The sequence below is a fragment of the Streptomyces sp. NPDC090108 genome (assembly GCF_044747185.1).
GTDB lineage: Bacteria > Actinomycetota > Actinomycetes > Streptomycetales > Streptomycetaceae > Streptomyces.
Map to the genome: position 1 here is coordinate 284,785 of NZ_JBIVDQ010000009.1, position 15,575 is coordinate 300,359.

Consider the following 15,575-nt stretch of genomic DNA (forward strand, 5'->3'; position numbering starts at 1 on the left):
TGCCGGTGCGCGGCAGCCGCGGCTTCCCCGCGCGCCGGGGCCGGTGTCCCGGCGGGCGGGGCCTCAGCGGTCGAAGTCCAGCTCCACCGCCTCCGTCACCGGGTGCGACTGGCACGCCAGCACGTACCCGGCCTCCGTTTCCTCCGTCTCCAGCGCGAAGTTGCGGTCCATGCGGACCTCGCCGGAGACGAGGAAGGCCCGGCAGGTGCCGCAGACTCCGCCCTTGCAGGCGTAGGGGGCGTCGGGCCGGTTGCGCAGGACCGTGTCGAGCAGCGACTCGCCGTCCTGGACCGGCCAGGTCCCGCCGCGCCCGTCGAGCCGGGCGGTGACCGTGCTGTGCGCGGGAGCCTGCCCGGTGGCCGCCGGCGCCTGGCCACCGTCCACGTGGAAGATCTCCTGGTGGATCCGGGTACGGTCCACACCCAGCCCGCGCAGTGCCTTCTCCGCGCCCTCCACCAGTCCGTACGGACCGCACAGGAACCACCCGGCCACCTGGTCCACCGGAAGCAGCGCGGGCAGCAGTCCCGCGAGCCGCTCCCGGTCCAGCCGCCCGGACGGCAGGCCCGCCTGCTGTTCCTCCCGGGAGAGCACGGTCACCAGCTGCAGGCGCTGCGGATACCGGTCCTTCAGATCCGCGACCTCCTCCAGGAACATCGTCGAGGCCGCCGTGCGGTCGGCGCGGATCAGGCAGAACCGGGCCTCCGGCTCCCGCGCCAGCAGCGTCGCGACGATCGACAGCACCGGGGTGATGCCGCTGCCGCCGACGACCGCCGCGTACCGCCCCGGCGCGGGCTCCAGGGTGAAGCGGCCGGCCGGGGTCATCACCTCCAGCTCGTCGCCGACACCGATCTCCTTCAGCGCGTACGTCGAGAAGGCGCCGCCGTCGACGAGCCGCACGCCCACCCGCAGCGTGCCGGGGCCCTCGCCCGCCGGGTCGGGGGCCGGGGAGCAGATCGAGTAGGTGCGCCGTATCTCGGTGCCGTCCACGTCGCGCCGCCGCAGGGTGAGGTGCTGGCCGGGCGCGTGCCGGTACTCCTCGCGCAGCCCGGGCGGGACGGCGAGGGTGAGGGCGACGGAGTCGTCGGTGAGCCGCTCGACCGCGGCCACCGGGAGCGGGTGGAAGCGCGCCATCACAACTCCTTGAAGTGGTCGAAAGGTTCACGGCAGGCGAGGCAGCGGCGCAGGGCCTTGCAGGCGGTGGAGGAGAACCTGCTCAGCAGCTCGGTGTCCGCGGAACCGCAGTGCGGGCAGCGGACGGGGTCCGCCTCCGCCTCCGCGGCTGTTCCGGCGCCGGCGTGCGCGGTGCCAGTAAGCGCGGTGCCGGTACGCGCGGGGCCCGTGCGGGTCGGGCCCAGGGAGAGCGTGACCGGCCCGGTGCCGTGCCGCTCACGCGGCGGGGCGATGCCGAACTCCGCGAGCTTGCGGCGGCCTTCGGGGGTGATGTCGTCGGTCGACCAGGCGGGTGCGAGCACCGTGCGGACGGTGACGTCGCGTATGCCGCGGGCGTGCAGCGCCCGCTCGATGTCCAGGCTCATCGCCTCCACGGCCGGGCAGCCGGTGTAGGTCGGGGTCAGGTCGACCTCGACCGCGCCGGTGTCACCGACGCGGACCGCGCGCAGGACGCCGAGCTCCTGGAGGGTGAGCACGGGCAGCTCGGGGTCGGGCACCGAACCGGCCAGCTCCAGCAGTTCGGCCTCCAGGGCGGTGGCCGTCACCATGACGCCCCCGGGTGGCTGCGGTGCAGGTGCTGCATCTCGGCGATCATCCGGCCGAAGGGCTCGGTGTGCACGCCCTGGCGGCCGGCCCCCGCGGTCCAGGCACCGGTGCGCGGACCCTCGGGCACGGTCAGGCCGGCCCGGCCGAGCACGTCCGTCACGGACTCCGTCCAACGGCTCCCGATGTCCTGGAGGTCGACGTCCAGGCCCTCCACGGGCTGGAACATCTCGCCGGTGAACCGCCACAGCGCGTCGCAGGCCCGCTGCATCCGCCGTCCGCTCTCGGCGGTGCCGTCGCCGAGCCGGAGGGTCCACTGCTCGGCGTGGTCGCGGTGGTAGGCGACCTCCTTGACGGCCTTCGCGGCCAGCGGGGCGAACGGGCCCGACCCGGCGGCGAGTCCGTCGTACATCAGGTGCTGGAAGGTGGAGAAGTACAGCTGGCGGGCGATGGTGTGGGCGAAGTCGCCGTTCGGCTGCTCGACCAGCTGGAGGTTGCGGAAGGCGCGTTCCTCGCGGAGGTAGGCCAGTTCGTCCTCGTCGCCGGCCATGGACAGCAGGACGCGGGCCTGGCCGAGCAGGTCGAGGGCGATGTTGGCGAGTGCGACCTCCTCCTCCAGCACGGGGGCGTGCCCGGCCCACTCGCCCAGGCGGTGGGAGAGCACCAGGGCGTCGTCGCCGAGAGCGAGCGCGGCGGTCGCGGGGACGGTCGCGGTCACAGGTGCTTCACCCCTTCCGGGATGTCGTAGAAGGTCGGGTGCCGGTAGGGCTTGTCGCCGGCCGGCTCGAAGAAGGGGTCCTTCTCGTCGGGCGAGGAGGCGGTGACGGCGGCGGCCGGGACGACCCAGATCGAGACGCCCTCGCCGCGCCGGGTGTACAGGTCACGGGCGTTGCGCAGGGCCAGCTCCGCGTCGGGGGCGTGCAGGCTGCCGGCGTGGGTGTGGGACAGGCCGCGGCGCGAGCGCACGAAGACCTCCCACAGGGGCCAGTCGGTGTTCGTCATGCTCGCCTCTCTCCGGTCGCACCGGCGGTCCCGGTGTGCTTCGCCGCGTAGGCCGCGGCGGCCTCCCTGACCCAGGCGCCCTCGTCGTGCGCGCGCCGGCGCTGGGTGATCCGCTGTTCGTTGCACGGGCCGTTGCCCTTGAGGACCTCCCAGAACTCCGTCCAGTCGATCGCCCCGAAGTCGTAGTGCTCGCGCTCCTCGTTCCACCGCAGGTCCGGGTCGGGGAGGGTGAGGCCCAGGGACTCGGCCTGGGGGACGGCGATGTCGACGAAGCGCTGGCGCAGTTCGTCGTTGGAGTGGCGCTTGATCTTCCATTCCATCGACTGAGCGGAGTGCTGCGACGCGTCGTCCGGCGGGCCGAACATCATCAGCGAGGGCCACCACCAGCGGTCCACGGCGTCCTGAGCCATCGCGTGCTGCTCAGGGGTGCCGTTGCTGAGGGCGAGCAGCAACTCGTAGCCCTGGCGCTGGTGGAAGGATTCCTCCTTGCAGATCCGCACCATGGCGCGCGCGTACGGGCCGTAGGAGCAGCGGCACAGCGGGACCTGGTTGGTGATCGCGGCGCCGTCCACCAGCCAGCCGATCGCGCCGACGTCGGCCCAGGTCAGCGTGGGGTAGTTGAAGATCGAGGAGTACTTCTGGCGGCCGCTGTGCAGCTTGTCGAGCAGCTCGTCGCGGCCGGTGCCGAGGGTCTCGGCGGCGCTGTACAGGTACAGGCCGTGGCCGGCCTCGTCCTGGACCTTGGCCATCAGGATCGCCTTGCGGCGCAGGCTGGGCGCCCGGGTGATCCAGTTGGCCTCCGGCTGCATGCCGATGATCTCCGAGTGCGCGTGCTGCGCGATCTGCCGGACGAGGGACGCGCGATAGGCGTCGGGCATCCAGTCGCGTGGCTCGATGCGCTCGTCGGCGGCGACGGCCGTGTCGAAGGCGTGCTGGTGGGCGGCCGTGTCGCCGGCGGTGCCCGGCGCCTCGTCCACCGGTGTGCGGGCGGTGCCGGGCGCGGCTGCTGTGGCCATGCGGTCCCCCTGACCTCGGGCTCTGCGTGGGACTGGTCCCGACCGATCGTTCGGTCCGTGCGCATCAATGGTGTGCCGGGCCGCCACCGGGTGTCAACCGCTGTGGACAACCCCGACGGCGACGCGCCGGACACCGCTGAGCGCCTGTGGACGACCCACCGTGCCGGGGGCGTGAGAACCGCGCGCCGCGGCGAGGACACCGGCTCCGGGGGCCGTCGGGGCCGTACCCGGGGCTGCGCCCGGCGGGCTCAGCTGAGTACCGTTCCGTCCGGGCGCCGTCCAAGAGGCGTTCGTGGGCCATGGGGCGCCTGTGCCGGGCGGCCGGAGGACAGAGCGGAAACGGGGGACGGGCCGGAATGGACGCGTACGAAGAGGGCGCGCGGGCCTCGCGCGGGCCGGACGGCCCGGCGGTGCCGACCGGAACGGCCGAGCGGGCGGAGGCGACCGGGCCGGCGGAGGTCACCGGGCCGGCCGGGGACGGCCGGGCGTCCGGGGTCTCCGGGGCCTCTGGATCGTCCGGGGCGACCGGGTCGTCCGGGGCGACGGAGGGGCCAGGGCATTCCGCTGAGGGGCCAGGGCACTCCGGCGGACCACCCGGCGGCATAGCGCCGCCCGGGGACGGCCCGGAGCCGGCCGGAACCGGCACCGACGCCGACACCGGCACCGACGCCGACACCGGTACCGACGCTGACACCGGCACCTCAAGGAGCGGCGGCAACAGCAGCGGCACCGGACTCGCCGCGCTCTCCCTGCCCTACCGGGTCGCCGCCGCGGTGGCGCTCGCGGTCGTCGCGGTCACCGCGGGCGTGCACCTGTGCATGGTGTTCCTGAGCCTCGCGCCGACGAACACCGTGACGAAGAAGCACGGCCAGGCCGTCCAGGACTGGGTCTACCCCGAGTTCGAGCAGAACTGGAAGCTGTTCGCCCCCAACCCGCTCCAGCAGAACATCGCCGTCCAGGCGCGCGCCAAGGTGCGCACGCGGGACGGCGGTCTGCGGGACACCGGCTGGTACGACCTCTCCGCACAGGACGGCGCCGCGATAGACGGCAACATCGCGCCCAGTCACACCCAGCAGAACGAGGTGCGCCGCGCCTGGGACTTCCTCGTCGGTACGCACGGCACCGACAACCGGCCCCTGGGCATGCGCGGCGCGCTGTCCGAGCAGTACGTGCGCCGGATCGTCGTGATGCGCCTGTACCGCGACGACACGATCGGCAGGGGGAACGTCATCCAGAGCGTCCAGGTCCGTTCCAGCACCACCAATGTGCAGCCGCCCGTCTGGAGCGGTGAGAAGGTCTCCGGCAAGCCCGTCCTCCGTGTGCTGCCCTGGTGGTCGGTGCCCGACGACGAGGCCGCGGGAGGTGTCCGGTGAACCGGTTCTCCCTGTCTCTGTCGCGCGGTGTCGCCCGCGTCACCGGATCGGCCCTCGGCCCGTACCAGAGCGCCGCGATCCGCATCGGCTTCGCCGGGACCTGGCTGCTGTTCCTGCTCCGCGAGTTCCCCCACCGCCAGGAGATGTACGGCCCCGACGGCCCCTGGAGCAGGCCTCTCGCCCAGCAGCTGATCTCCGACAACCACGCGTTCACGGCGCTCATGTGGTTCGACGGTCAGTTCTGGTTCGAGACCGTCTACGCGCTGGCGGTCCTCGCGGCCGCGGCCCTGCTGGTCGGCTGGCGCACCCGTACCGCCTCGGCGCTGTTCATGGTCGGCGTGCTGTCGCTGCAGAACCGCAGCGTCTTCATGGGGGACGGCGGTGACAACGTCCTGCACCTGATGTCGATCTACCTGGTGTTCACGCGCTGCGGTCGGGTGTGGTCGCTGGACGCGCGGCGCGCGGCCCGTGAGGAGGCGGCACGCGCGCGAGGGGAGCGTGTTCCCGCCGACCGGACGGGTCCGCTGCTGTGGGCGGTGCTGGGCCTGGCGTTCCTCGTGGTGACGCTGACCGGCCGGTCCCAGGGGGACTGGCCGGTACCGGTGCTGCTGTGGACGGTGTGGGCGGGACTCGGCCTGCGCTGGGCCGTCGGACGCCGCGCGAAGTCCCCGCAGCCGCGGATCCTGCTGGAGATGATCGCCGACATCGTGCACAACGGTGCTCTCGTCGTGATCATGGTGGAGGCGTGCCTGATCTACGCGACCGCCGGCTGGTACAAGATCCAGGGATCGCGCTGGCAGGACGGCACCGCCGTCTACTACCCGCTCCACCTGGACTACTTCTCGCCCTGGCCCGCCCTCGCGGACCTGATGTCCTCCAGCGGCACGATCATGATGATCGTGGCCTACGGCACGGTCATGGTGCAGGTCGCGTTCCCGTTCACGCTGTTCAACCGGCGGGTCAAGAACGTTCTGCTGGTGGTGATGATGGCCGAGCACGCCGTCATCGCGGTCGTCCTCGGACTGCCCTTCTTCTCGCTGGCGATGATCACCGCGGACGCGGTCTTCCTGCCGACGGCCTTCCTGCTGCTGCTCGGCGGCTGGGTGACCCGCGCGGGCGGCCGGCTTCGCGCGCGGACCGGGGACCGTACGCTGCCCTCCCCCCGCGCCCCGGAGGAGAGCGAGGCGGAACGCGTAGGGTTCACGGCATGACCGACCCCCTGATCCGCTGGCGCGCATGCGCCGGTGACGCCGTGCTGCTCGACGGCTTCCACGCCCTCAAGCACGCGCTGCGCTTCGGGGCAGAGGTGCCGGTGGCCGTCACCACCGACCGGCGCGCCACGCTCGCCCTCGCCGGCGAACTGGCCGGGGACGTCCGGGACACCCTGGACGCGCTGCTGACCGAGGTGTCCGCGCAGACGTACGCCTCCCTGGTGCCGCGCCCTCATCCGACCGGGGTCGCGGCGCTCGCCGTACGGCCGTCACGCGAGGACGGGCTGCGGGCGCTGGCCCGCACGCCGCGTACCGCACCCGTCGTGGTCCTCGACGATCCGCGCCACCTCGGCAACGCGGGGGCCGTGATCCGGCTCGCCGCCGGTTTCGGCGTCACCGGGGTGGTCACCACGGGCACGCTCGACCCCTGGCACCCCACCGTGGTGCGAGGCGGCGCGGGGCTGCACTTCGCGACCACCGTGGAGCGGCTCGGCGTCGACGAGCTGCCCGAAGGCCCGCTGTTCGCCCTCGATCCCGAGGGCGACGACATCCGGGGCGTGACGCTGCCCGACGACGCCGTGCTGGCGTTCGGTTCGGAGCGCAGCGGCCTGTCGGCGGAGCTGCGCGCGCGGACCGGCCGGCTGCTGGCGCTGCCCATGCGCCCCCAGGTCTCCAGCTACAACCTGGCCACCAGCGTGGCCATGACGCTGTACCACTGGAGTGCCACCGGGGGCGCACCCTCCTGAGCCGTTCCCGGGCGTCGGCCTAGGCCTCCCGGCGGACCTCGATGACGCGGAAGCGGCCGGCCACGAAGGCGCCGTCGGTGAGCGCCGCGTTCGCCGCCGGGTTGCCGCCCGAGCCGTGGAAGTCGGAGAAGGCCGCGGTCTGGTTCACATAGACCCCGCCGGTCAGGTTCAGCGACAGCTGGGCGGCCTCCTCCAGGCACACCTCCTCGACGGCCCGCGCGACCTCCGGGTCGGTGGTGTACGCCCCGACCGTCATCGCGCCCTTCTCACCGATCGTGCGGCGCAGCAGCTCCACCGCGTCGGACACCGAGCCCACCGCGACGGCGAAGGAGACCGGGCCGAAGCACTCGTTCATGAAGGCGGCCTCGGCGTCCGGCTTGGCGCCGTCCAGCTTGACCATGACGGGGCTGCGCACGACCGCGTCCGGGAACTCCGGGTTGGTGATCTCGCGGGAGGCGAGCGCGACCTCGCCGAGCCCGGACGCGGCCTCCAACCGGGCCTTGACGTCCGGGTTCACGATCGCGCCCAGCAGGGCGTTCGCGCGCGCGTCGTCGCCGAGCAGGCCGTCCACCGCGCGGGCGAGGTCCGCGGTGACCTCGTCGAAGGTCTTGTGGCCCTCGTCGGTGCGGACGCCCTCGCGCGGGATCAGCAGGTTCTGCGGGGTGGTGCACATCTGGCCGCTGTACAGGGACAGCGAGAACGCCAGGTTGGACAGCATCCCCTTGTAGTCGTCGGTGGACTCCACGACGACCGTGTTGACGCCGGCCTTCTCGGTGTACACCTGCGCCTGGCGCGCGTTGGCCTCCAGCCAGTCGCCGAAGGCCGTGGAGCCGGTGTAGTCGACGATCCGGATCTCGGGGCGCGTGGCGAGCGTCTTCGCGACGCCCTCACCGGGCCGCTCGGCGGCCAGCGCGACCAGGTTCGGGTCGAAACCGGCCTCGGCGAGCACGTCCCGCGCGACCTGGACGGTCAGCGCGAGCGGCAGCACCGCGCGCGGATGGGGCTTGACCAGGACCGCGTTGCCGGTGGCCAGGGAGGCGAACAGGCCCGGGTAGCCGTTCCAGGTCGGGAAGGTGTTGCAGCCGATGACCAGGCCGATGCCGCGCGGTACCGGCGTGAACGTCTTGGTCAGCGCGAGCGGGTCGCGCTTGCCCTGGGGCTTGGACCACTCCGCCGTCGCGGGCGTGCGGACCTGCTCCGCGTAGGCGTAGGCCACCGCCTCCAGGCCGCGGTCCTGGGCGTGCGGGCCGCCGGCCTGGAACGCCATCATGAAGGCCTGGCCGCTGGTGTGCATGACCGCGTGCGCGAACTCGTGCGTCCGGTCGCTGATCCGCTTGAGGATCTCCAGGCAGACCGCGGCGCGCAGCTCCGCTCCCGCGTCCCGCCAGGCGCGCTGTCCGGCCCGCATCGCGGGCAGCAGCACGTCGATGTCCGCGTGCGGGTAGGTCACGCCCAGCTCGACGCCGTACGGCGAGACCTCGCCGCCCACCCAGTCGTCCGTGCCGGGCTGGCCGAGGTCGAGACGGGTGCCGAGGACGGCGTCGAAGGCGGCCTTGCCCGCGGCCGCGTCCAGGCTGCCGTGCTCGCCGTACGCCTTGGGGTGCTCGGGATGGGGGGACCAGTAGGCGCGCGTGCGGATCGCTTCCAGGGCCTGGTCGAGCGTGGGCCGGTGCTTCGCGATCAGTTCGTGGGGGGTCGGCTGGGCGGTCATGCGGGACCAACTCCTCGTCTGCAGAACTCGTCTTCGAGTTCATGACCTGGGCGGAACGGAGAAAGCACAGCGGGATCGAGCGGTCAGAGCTAGAGTAACCGAACGATCGGTCGGGACAAGGGGGTCCGCCGCATCTGTGGACAACGTCGTGCGGGAGGATCGCGCACATGACAGCAATCGACCTCAGCAGCCCCGTTGCCGTCGTCGGCACCGGGACCATGGGCCAGGGCATCGCCCAGGTCGCGCTGGTCGCGGGCCATCCCGTGCGGCTGTACGACGCCGTGCCGGGCCGGGCCCAGGAGGCCGCGGACGCGATCGGCGCGCGGCTGGACCGCCTGGTGGCGAAGGGCCGGCTCGCCGCGGCGGACCGGGACGCGGCGTGCGCCGGGCTCACACCTGTCGACTCCGTCGCGGAGCTGGCGGACTGCGCACTGGTCGTCGAGGCCGTGCTGGAACGGCTCGACGTCAAGCAGCGGCTCTTCCGGGAACTGGAGGAGGCCGTCTCCGAGGACTGCCTGCTCGCCACCAACACCTCGTCCCTGTCGGTGACGGCCATCGGCGGCGCCCTCGCGAACCCCGGCCGCTTCGTGGGCCTGCACTTCTTCAACCCGGCTCCGCTGCTGCCGCTGGTCGAGGTGGTCTCCGGGTTCGCCACCGACGTCACGTCGGCCACGCGCGCGTACGAGACCGCGCGTGCCTGGGGGAAGACCCCCGTGGCCTCGGCGGACACCCCGGGTTTCATCGTCAACCGCATCGCCCGGCCCTTCTACGCCGAGGCCTTCGCGGTGTACGAGGACCAGGGCGCCGATCCGGCCACCATCGACGCGGTGCTGCGCGAGTGCGGCGGCTTCCGGATGGGCGCCTTCGAACTGACCGACCTCATCGGGCAGGACGTCAACGAGTCCGTGACCCGCTCGGTGTGGGAGTCCTTCTTCCAGGACGCCCGCTTCACGCCCTCTCTGGCCCAGCGCCGGCTGGTCGAGGCGGGCCGGCTGGGCCGCAAGTCGGGGCACGGCTGGTACGACCACGCCGAAGGGGCCGAGCGGCCCGAGCCGCACACCACCCAGAAGGAACGGCCGCCCGCCCACGTCACCGTCGCCGGCACCCTCGGTCCCGCCGCGGAACTGGTCGCGATGATGCGCGAGGCGGGCATCGAGGTCCGCGAGGAGGAGCAGGAGCACGGCTCCTTCATCGAGCTGCCGAGCGGCGACACCCTGTGCCTCGCCGACGGGCAGACGGCCGTCGAGTTCGGCGGCGTCGTGTACTTCGACCTCTCTCCCGACTACCGCAAGGCCACCCGGATGGCCCTGTCCGCCTCCCAGGAGACCTCGGCGCAGACCCTCGCCGAGGCGGTCGGTCTCTTCCAGGCCCTCGGTATGGACGTCAGCGTCGTCGGTGACGTCCCGGGCCTGATCGTGGCCCGGACGGTGGCCCGCATCGTCGACCTCGCCTACGACGCCGTCGCCAAGGGCGTGGCCACCGAGGAGGACATCGACACCGCGATGCGTCTGGGCGTCAACTACCCGCTCGGGCCCTTCGAGTGGAACCGGAGGCTCGGCCGCACATGGGCGTGCGACCTGCTGGAGGACCTGAACGCGCGCCACGCCTCCCCCCGGTTCCGGCCGTCCCTCGCGCTCTACCGGCACGCCCACACACTCGACACGCGGGAGGGCGCCTCATGACCACCGCACGGCGCGACACGTACACCCCCGAGACCCTGCTCTCGGTCGCCGTCCAGGTCTTCAACGAGCGCGGCTACGACGGCACGTCCATGGAGCACCTGTCCAGGGCCGCGGGCATCTCCAAGTCGTCCATCTACCACCACGTCAGCGGCAAGGAAGAGCTGCTGCGGCGGGCCGTGAGCCGGGCGCTGGACGGCCTGTTCGCGATCCTGGAGGAGGAGCACGCGCGCGCGGGCCGGCCCGTGGACCGGCTGGAGCACGTCGTACGGCGCATGGTCGAGGTGCTCATATCCGAGCTGCCGTACGTCACCCTGCTGCTGCGGGTGCGCGGCAACACCGAGACCGAGCGGTGGGCGCTGGAGCGGCGCCGCGACTTCGACCACCGTGTCGCCGGGCTACTGAGGGCGGCCGCCGACGACGGGGACGTACGCACGGACGTGGAGGTGCGGCTGGCGACCCGGCTGGTCTTCGGGATGATCAACTCCGTCGTGGAGTGGTACCGGCCCGAGGCACGCGGCGCCAGCGGACGCGAGGTGGCCGACGCCGTGGTCCGGCTGGTCTTCACCGGCCTGCGCCAGGGGTGAGACCGGGGCCGCGGCCTTCTTGCCGAGGACCGCGGAACGGCGCCGTGATGGTGATGGCCGTGGCGCGGGGTCTTCACGGCGAGGGCCGCGACGCAGGGCCTTGACGGAGAGGGCCGTGGCGCGGGGCCTTCATGGCCAGGGCCGCGGCGCGGGGCCGGCGCAGGGCCGGGGCTCAGGTCTCCGGTTCCAGGTCCTCCTCCTCGAAGACCAGCAGCGTGCGGGTGCTGAGCACCTCCGGGATCGCCTGGAGCCGGGTGAGCACCAGCTCGCGCAGCGCGCGGTTGTCGGGCGTGTGCACCAGCAGCAGGACGTCGAAGTCGCCGCCCACCAGGGCGATGTGGGAGGCGCCCGGCAGCTCCCTGAGCTGGTCGCGGACCGTGCGCCAGGTGTTCTGGACGATCTTCAGCGTGACGTACGCCGATGTGCCGTGCCCCGCCCGTTCGTGGTCGACGCGGGCGCTGAACCCGCGGATCACCCCGTCCTCGACGAGACGGTTGATCCGCGCGTAGGCGTTGGCGCGGGAGACATGGACCCGTTCGGCGACCGACCGTATGGAGGCACGGCCGTCGGCCTGGAGGATCTTCAGGATGTCCTGGTCGATGGCGTCCAGCGGGCGCGGCGGTGGCGATGCGGCCCCGTCCTGAGGCCCCTGGGCCATTTGTTCAGGTGCCATGTCCCCCCGCTTCGCCGCCGTGGACGTCCTGCATTCATTCCAGGCTGTGCAGAACCGTTTGTCCACAGCCTGGCGGGGCCTGTAGCCAAAATGTGCCGACGACCGAACAATCGGTAGGTGAGGCGGGTCACAGCCGACCCGTCTCCCGTAGCCACCGCCACGAGGAGGTGCCGTGATGACGGTCATGGAGCAGCAGGGCGCGTACCGGCCGTCGCCGCCGCCCGCCTGGCAGCCCCGCATGGACCCCGCCCCGCTGCTGCCCGACGCCGAGCCCCACCGGGTCCTCGGCACGAAGGCGGCCGCCGAGGCCGATCCGGCCCTGCTGCTGAGGCTCTACGCCCAGCTGGTCCGGGGCCGCCGGTACAACGCCCAGGCCACCGCCCTGACCAAGCAGGGCCGCCTCGCCGTCTACCCTTCCACCACCGGCCAGGAGGCCTGCGAGGTCGCCGCCGCCCTGGCCCTCGAAGAGCGCGACTGGCTCTTTCCCAGCTACCGCGACACGCTCGCCGTCGTCGCCCGCGGGGTCGACCCCGTCGAGGTGCTCTCCCTGCTGCGCGGCGACTGGCACAACGGCTACGACCCCCGCACCCACCGGGTGGCCCCGCTGAGTACCCCGCTCGCCACCCAGCTGCCGCACGCCGTCGGTCTCGCGCACGCCGCCCGCCTCAAGGGGGACGACGTGGTCGCGCTCGCCATGGTCGGCGACGGCGGCACCAGCGAGGGCGACTTCCACGAGGCGCTGAACTTCGCCGCCGTCTGGCGGGCACCGGTCGTCTTCCTGGTGCAGAACAACGGCTTCGCCATCTCCGTCCCCCTCGGCAAGCAGACCGCCGCGCCGTCGCTGGCCCACAAGGCCGTCGGCTACGGCATGCCGGGCCGGCTGGTCGACGGCAACGACGCGCCCGCGGTGCACCAGGTGCTCACCGAGGCGGTCGCGCGAGCGCGCGAGGGCGGCGGTCCCACCCTGATCGAGGCGGTCACCTACCGCATCGACGCCCACACCAACGCCGACGACGCCACCCGCTACCGCGGCGACGCCGAGGTCGAGGCATGGCGCGCCCACGACCCCGTCCAGCTGCTGGAGCGCGAACTCACCGCGCGCGGGCTGCTGGACGAGGCCGGCATCGAGGCCGCCCGGCAGGACGCCGAGGCGATGGCCGCCGACCTGCGTGCGCGGATGAACCAGGACCCCGAGACCGACCCCATGGACCTGTTCGGCCACGTCTACGCCGAGAGCACCGCGCAACTGCGCGAGCAGCGCGCCCTGCTGCGTGCGGAGCTCGAGGCCGAGCAGGCCGACCGGCACGACAGCGACGACGACCAGGAAGGCGACCAGCGATGACGACCGTCGCCGCCAAGCCCGCCACCATGGCGCAGGCCCTCACACGCGCGATGCGCGACGCGATGGCCGCCGACCCCACCGTGCACGTCATGGGGGAGGACGTCGGCACCCTCGGCGGTGTCTTCCGGGTCACCGACGGACTCGCCAAGGAGTTCGGCGAGGACCGCTGCACCGACACCCCGCTGGCCGAGGCGGGCATCCTCGGCACCGCCGTCGGCATGGCCATGTACGGCCTCAGGCCGGTGGTGGAGATGCAGTTCGACGCCTTCGCCTACCCGGCGTTCGAGCAGCTCATCAGCCATGTCTCGCGGATGCGCAACCGCACGCGCGGCCGCATGCCCCTGCCGATCACCGTGCGCGTCCCCTACGGCGGCGGCATCGGCGGAGTCGAGCACCACAGCGACTCCTCCGAGGCGTACTACATGGCCACGCCCGGCCTGCACGTCGTCACCCCGGCCACCGTCGCCGACGCCTACGGGCTGCTGCGCGAGTCCATCGCCTCCGACGACCCGGTCGTCTTCCTGGAGCCCAAGCGCCTGTACTGGTCCAAGGACACCTGGGACCCCGAGCACCCGGCGGAAGTGGAGCCGATCGGGCGCGCCGTGGTGCGGCGTCCCGGCCGCAGCGCCACCCTGCTCACCTACGGCCCCTCGGTGACGGTCTGCCTGGAGGCCGCCGAGGCCGCCCGGGCGGAGGGCTGGGACCTCGAGGTCGTCGACCTGCGGTCCCTGGTGCCGTTCGACGACGAGACGGTCTGCGCGGCCGTACGCCGCACCGGACGCGCGGTCGTGGTCCACGAGTCGACCGGGTTCGGCGGTCCGGGCGGCGAGATCGCGGCCCGTGTCACCGAGCGCTGCTTCCACCACCTGGAGGCACCGGTGCTGCGCGTGGCCGGCTTCGACATCCCCTACCCGCCGCCCATGCTGGAGCGGCACCATCTGCCCGGCGTCGACCGCATCCTGGACGCCGTGGCCCGCTTGCAGTGGGAGGCCGAGGGCTGATGGCACAGGTGCTGGAGTTCAGGCTTCCCGACCTCGGCGAAGGCCTCACCGAGGCGGAGATCGTGCGCTGGCTGGTGGGAGTCGGCGATGTCGTCGCCGTCGACCAGCCGGTCGTCGAGGTCGAGACGGCCAAGGCGACGGTCGAGGTGCCCTGCCCGTACGGCGGAGTGGTCACCGCCCGCTTCGGCGAGGAGGGTGCGGAACTGCCCGTGGGAGCGCCGCTGCTGACGGTCGCCGTGGGGTCCGCGGCGGACCCGGGCGCCCCGGCGGCGGAGACCGGCGGATCGGGCAACGTGCTGGTCGGCTACGGCACCTCCGAGGCGCCGGCCCGGCGCCGCAGGGTGCGGCCGGTCGCCCTGGGGCCGACGGGTGCGGGCCCGGCGGGTGCGCGGACCGGTGCGTCCGCCGCGCCGGTGACCCACCGGGCGAACGGCAGCACCGCACCGGCCGCCGGCGGTACGCCCGGCACACTCACGGGCGGCGCGGTCACGGACGGCACGACCGGCGCGGGTGTCCATGACGGCTCCGCGGTGTCCGCCCCGGCGGCGTCCACGCGCGGGAGCGTGCCGCTCGCCGAGGGCCCCGTCCCCGTCATCTCCCCGCTCGTGCGCAAGCTGGCCCGGGACAACGGGGTGGACCTGCGCGCCCTGGCCGGTACGGGCCCGGACGGCCTGATCCTGCGCGGGGACGTCGAGGACTTCCTGCGGTCCGGGACGGTCCGGGACAGCGGTACGGCCGTGGCCACCGCCCTCCCGGCGGCGACCGGGACCGGGACCAGGACCGGGACCACGACCGCTCCGGCATCGGCCCCCGCCGGACATGCTCAGGACGTCCGTGTCCCCCTCAAGGGCATCCGCGGCGCCGTCGCGGACAAGCTCTCGCGCAGCCGCCGGGAGATCCCGGACGCGACCTGCTGGGTCGACGCCGACGCCACCGAACTCATGCGCGCGCGGGCCGCGATGAACGCCGCGGGAGGCCCGAAGATCTCCCTCCTCGCGCTCCTCGCCCGTGTCTGCACCGCGGCCCTCGCCCGGTTCCCCGAGCTGAACTCCTTCGTGGACACCGAGGCACGCGAGATCGTCCGCCTCGGCCAGGTGCACCTCGGGTTCGCCGCGCAGACCGAACGCGGACTCGTCGTGCCGGTCGTCCGGGACGCCCACACGCGCGACGCGGAGTCGCTGACCGCCGAGTTCGCCCGCCTCACCGAGGCGGCCCGCACCGGCACGCTGACGCCCGCGGACCTCACCGGTGGCACCTTCACCCTGAACAACTACGGGGTCTTCGGCGTCGACGGCTCCACCCCGATCATCAACCACCCCGAGGCGGCCATGCTCGGAGTCGGCCGCATCATCCCCAAGCCGTGGGTCCACGAAGGCGAACTGGCGGTCCGGCAGGTCGTGCAGCTCTCGCTCACCTTCGACCACCGGGTGTGCGACGGGGGCACGGCGGGCGGCTTCCTGCGGTACGTGGCGGACTGCGTGGAACAGCCGGCGGTGCTGCTGCGCACGCTGTGACATCCGG

General features: G+C 73.1%; 15 protein-coding genes. 8 read left to right on the top strand and 7 right to left on the bottom strand.

The genetic code is table 11. From position 1 onward, the window contains the following. Nucleotides 1-63: 63 nt before the first annotated feature. The 5 genes from ACIPRD_RS29445 to paaA are packed head-to-tail and all read right to left on the bottom strand — an operon-like array spanning nucleotide 64 to nucleotide 3,731. Nucleotides 64-1,131, bottom strand: coding sequence for a 2Fe-2S iron-sulfur cluster-binding protein (locus ACIPRD_RS29445; RefSeq protein WP_356402006.1), 1,068 nt, complete (start codon nucleotides 1,129-1,131; stop codon nucleotides 64-66). Then, the gene (gene paaD, locus ACIPRD_RS29450) at nucleotides 1,131-1,718 is read right to left on the bottom strand and encodes a 1,2-phenylacetyl-CoA epoxidase subunit PaaD (RefSeq protein WP_356402004.1); all 588 of its coding nucleotides are present in this window, start codon (nucleotides 1,716-1,718) and stop codon (nucleotides 1,131-1,133) included. Before paaD ends, ACIPRD_RS29445 begins: the two co-directional genes overlap by 1 nt. Then, nucleotides 1,712-2,431, bottom strand: a complete 720-nt coding sequence (gene paaC, locus ACIPRD_RS29455; RefSeq protein WP_356402002.1) for a 1,2-phenylacetyl-CoA epoxidase subunit PaaC — start codon at nucleotides 2,429-2,431, stop codon at nucleotides 1,712-1,714. Before paaC ends, paaD begins: the two co-directional genes overlap by 7 nt. Next, nucleotides 2,428-2,715, bottom strand: a complete 288-nt coding sequence (paaB, locus tag ACIPRD_RS29460; RefSeq protein WP_356401999.1) for a 1,2-phenylacetyl-CoA epoxidase subunit PaaB — start codon at nucleotides 2,713-2,715, stop codon at nucleotides 2,428-2,430. The genes paaC and paaB overlap by 4 nt, the downstream gene beginning before the upstream one ends. Then, nucleotides 2,712-3,731, bottom strand: coding sequence for a 1,2-phenylacetyl-CoA epoxidase subunit PaaA (gene paaA, locus ACIPRD_RS29465; protein WP_356401997.1), 1,020 nt, complete (start codon nucleotides 3,729-3,731; stop codon nucleotides 2,712-2,714). Before paaA ends, paaB begins: the two co-directional genes overlap by 4 nt. Nucleotides 3,732-4,087: 356 nt before the next feature. Here paaA and ACIPRD_RS29470 point away from each other — a divergent pair, with 356 nt between their 5' ends. The 3 genes from ACIPRD_RS29470 to ACIPRD_RS29480 are packed head-to-tail and all read left to right on the top strand — an operon-like array spanning nucleotide 4,088 to nucleotide 7,061. Further along, on the top strand, nucleotides 4,088-5,104 hold the full coding sequence (locus tag ACIPRD_RS29470; RefSeq protein WP_401567397.1) for a DUF5819 family protein: 1,017 nt from the start codon (nucleotides 4,088-4,090) through the stop codon (nucleotides 5,102-5,104). After that, nucleotides 5,101-6,315 (top strand): HTTM domain-containing protein, encoded by a 1,215-nt coding sequence (locus ACIPRD_RS29475; protein WP_356401993.1) that lies wholly within the window; start codon nucleotides 5,101-5,103, stop codon nucleotides 6,313-6,315. Before ACIPRD_RS29470 ends, ACIPRD_RS29475 begins: the two co-directional genes overlap by 4 nt. Next, nucleotides 6,312-7,061 carry a TrmH family RNA methyltransferase gene (locus ACIPRD_RS29480; protein WP_401567400.1) on the top strand — a complete coding sequence of 250 codons (750 nt, stop codon included), beginning with the start codon at nucleotides 6,312-6,314 and terminating at the stop codon, nucleotides 7,059-7,061. The genes ACIPRD_RS29475 and ACIPRD_RS29480 overlap by 4 nt, the downstream gene beginning before the upstream one ends. 19 nt (nucleotides 7,062-7,080) lie before the next feature. On the opposite strand, the gene paaN is transcribed toward ACIPRD_RS29480, so the two are convergent. Next, the gene (gene paaN / locus ACIPRD_RS29485; RefSeq protein ID WP_401567403.1) at nucleotides 7,081-8,772 is read right to left on the bottom strand and encodes a phenylacetic acid degradation protein PaaN; all 1,692 of its coding nucleotides are present in this window, start codon (nucleotides 8,770-8,772) and stop codon (nucleotides 7,081-7,083) included. A 167-nt stretch (nucleotides 8,773-8,939) separates the two neighbouring features. Between paaN and ACIPRD_RS29490 the strand changes: the two genes are divergently transcribed. Both ACIPRD_RS29490 and ACIPRD_RS29495 read left to right on the top strand, forming a co-directional pair. Further along, entirely contained in the window at nucleotides 8,940-10,454 is a 1,515-nt protein-coding gene (locus ACIPRD_RS29490; protein WP_401567406.1) for a 3-hydroxyacyl-CoA dehydrogenase, read from the top strand. After that, the gene (locus ACIPRD_RS29495) at nucleotides 10,451-11,038 is read left to right on the top strand and encodes a TetR/AcrR family transcriptional regulator (protein WP_356401985.1); all 588 of its coding nucleotides are present in this window, start codon (nucleotides 10,451-10,453) and stop codon (nucleotides 11,036-11,038) included. The genes ACIPRD_RS29490 and ACIPRD_RS29495 overlap by 4 nt, the downstream gene beginning before the upstream one ends. Nucleotides 11,039-11,210: 172 nt before the next feature. Here the strand turns inward: ACIPRD_RS29495 and ACIPRD_RS29500 are convergent, their stop codons facing one another. Next, nucleotides 11,211-11,711, bottom strand: coding sequence for an Lrp/AsnC family transcriptional regulator (locus ACIPRD_RS29500; protein ID WP_356401983.1), 501 nt, complete (start codon nucleotides 11,709-11,711; stop codon nucleotides 11,211-11,213). Between the two features lie 175 nt (nucleotides 11,712-11,886). On the opposite strand from ACIPRD_RS29500, the gene pdhA reads away from it, so the two are divergent. Genes pdhA through ACIPRD_RS29515 form a run of 3 tightly spaced genes read left to right on the top strand, consistent with a single transcriptional unit; the run spans nucleotide 11,887 to nucleotide 15,568 of the window. After that, nucleotides 11,887-13,053 (top strand): pyruvate dehydrogenase (acetyl-transferring) E1 component subunit alpha, encoded by a 1,167-nt coding sequence (pdhA, locus tag ACIPRD_RS29505; protein ID WP_356401981.1) that lies wholly within the window; start codon nucleotides 11,887-11,889, stop codon nucleotides 13,051-13,053. Beyond that, a complete protein-coding gene (locus ACIPRD_RS29510; RefSeq protein ID WP_401567409.1) occupies nucleotides 13,050-14,054 on the top strand; it encodes an alpha-ketoacid dehydrogenase subunit beta in 1,005 nt (334 codons plus the stop codon). Before pdhA ends, ACIPRD_RS29510 begins: the two co-directional genes overlap by 4 nt. Then, complete coding sequence (locus ACIPRD_RS29515) at nucleotides 14,054-15,568, top strand: dihydrolipoamide acetyltransferase family protein (RefSeq protein WP_401567412.1); 1,515 nt, start codon at nucleotides 14,054-14,056, stop codon at nucleotides 15,566-15,568. Before ACIPRD_RS29510 ends, ACIPRD_RS29515 begins: the two co-directional genes overlap by 1 nt. The last annotated feature ends 7 nt before the right edge of the window (nucleotides 15,569-15,575 follow it).

What these genes read in the sequence shown, in the direction of transcription:
- ACIPRD_RS29445 (WP_356402006.1), bottom strand. Translation starts at nt 1,131, where the DNA reads ATGGCGCGCTTCCACCCGCTCCCGGTGGCCGCGGTCGAGCGGCTCACC.
- paaD (WP_356402004.1), bottom strand. Translation starts at nt 1,718, where the DNA reads ATGGTGACGGCCACCGCCCTGGAGGCCGAACTGCTGGAGCTGGCCGGT.
- paaB (WP_356401999.1), bottom strand. Translation starts at nt 2,715, where the DNA reads ATGACGAACACCGACTGGCCCCTGTGGGAGGTCTTCGTGCGCTCGCGC.
- paaA (WP_356401997.1), bottom strand. Translation starts at nt 3,731, where the DNA reads ATGGCCACAGCAGCCGCGCCCGGCACCGCCCGCACACCGGTGGACGAG.
- ACIPRD_RS29470 (WP_401567397.1), top strand. Translation starts at nt 4,088, where the DNA reads ATGGACGCGTACGAAGAGGGCGCGCGGGCCTCGCGCGGGCCGGACGGC.
- ACIPRD_RS29480 (WP_401567400.1), top strand. Translation starts at nt 6,312, where the DNA reads ATGACCGACCCCCTGATCCGCTGGCGCGCATGCGCCGGTGACGCCGTG.
- paaN (WP_401567403.1), bottom strand. Translation starts at nt 8,772, where the DNA reads ATGACCGCCCAGCCGACCCCCCACGAACTGATCGCGAAGCACCGGCCC.
- ACIPRD_RS29490 (WP_401567406.1), top strand. Translation starts at nt 8,940, where the DNA reads ATGACAGCAATCGACCTCAGCAGCCCCGTTGCCGTCGTCGGCACCGGG.
- ACIPRD_RS29495 (WP_356401985.1), top strand. Translation starts at nt 10,451, where the DNA reads ATGACCACCGCACGGCGCGACACGTACACCCCCGAGACCCTGCTCTCG.
- ACIPRD_RS29500 (WP_356401983.1), bottom strand. Translation starts at nt 11,711, where the DNA reads ATGGCACCTGAACAAATGGCCCAGGGGCCTCAGGACGGGGCCGCATCG.
- pdhA (WP_356401981.1), top strand. Translation starts at nt 11,887, where the DNA reads ATGACGGTCATGGAGCAGCAGGGCGCGTACCGGCCGTCGCCGCCGCCC.
- ACIPRD_RS29510 (WP_401567409.1), top strand. Translation starts at nt 13,050, where the DNA reads ATGACGACCGTCGCCGCCAAGCCCGCCACCATGGCGCAGGCCCTCACA.
- ACIPRD_RS29515 (WP_401567412.1), top strand. Translation starts at nt 14,054, where the DNA reads ATGGCACAGGTGCTGGAGTTCAGGCTTCCCGACCTCGGCGAAGGCCTC.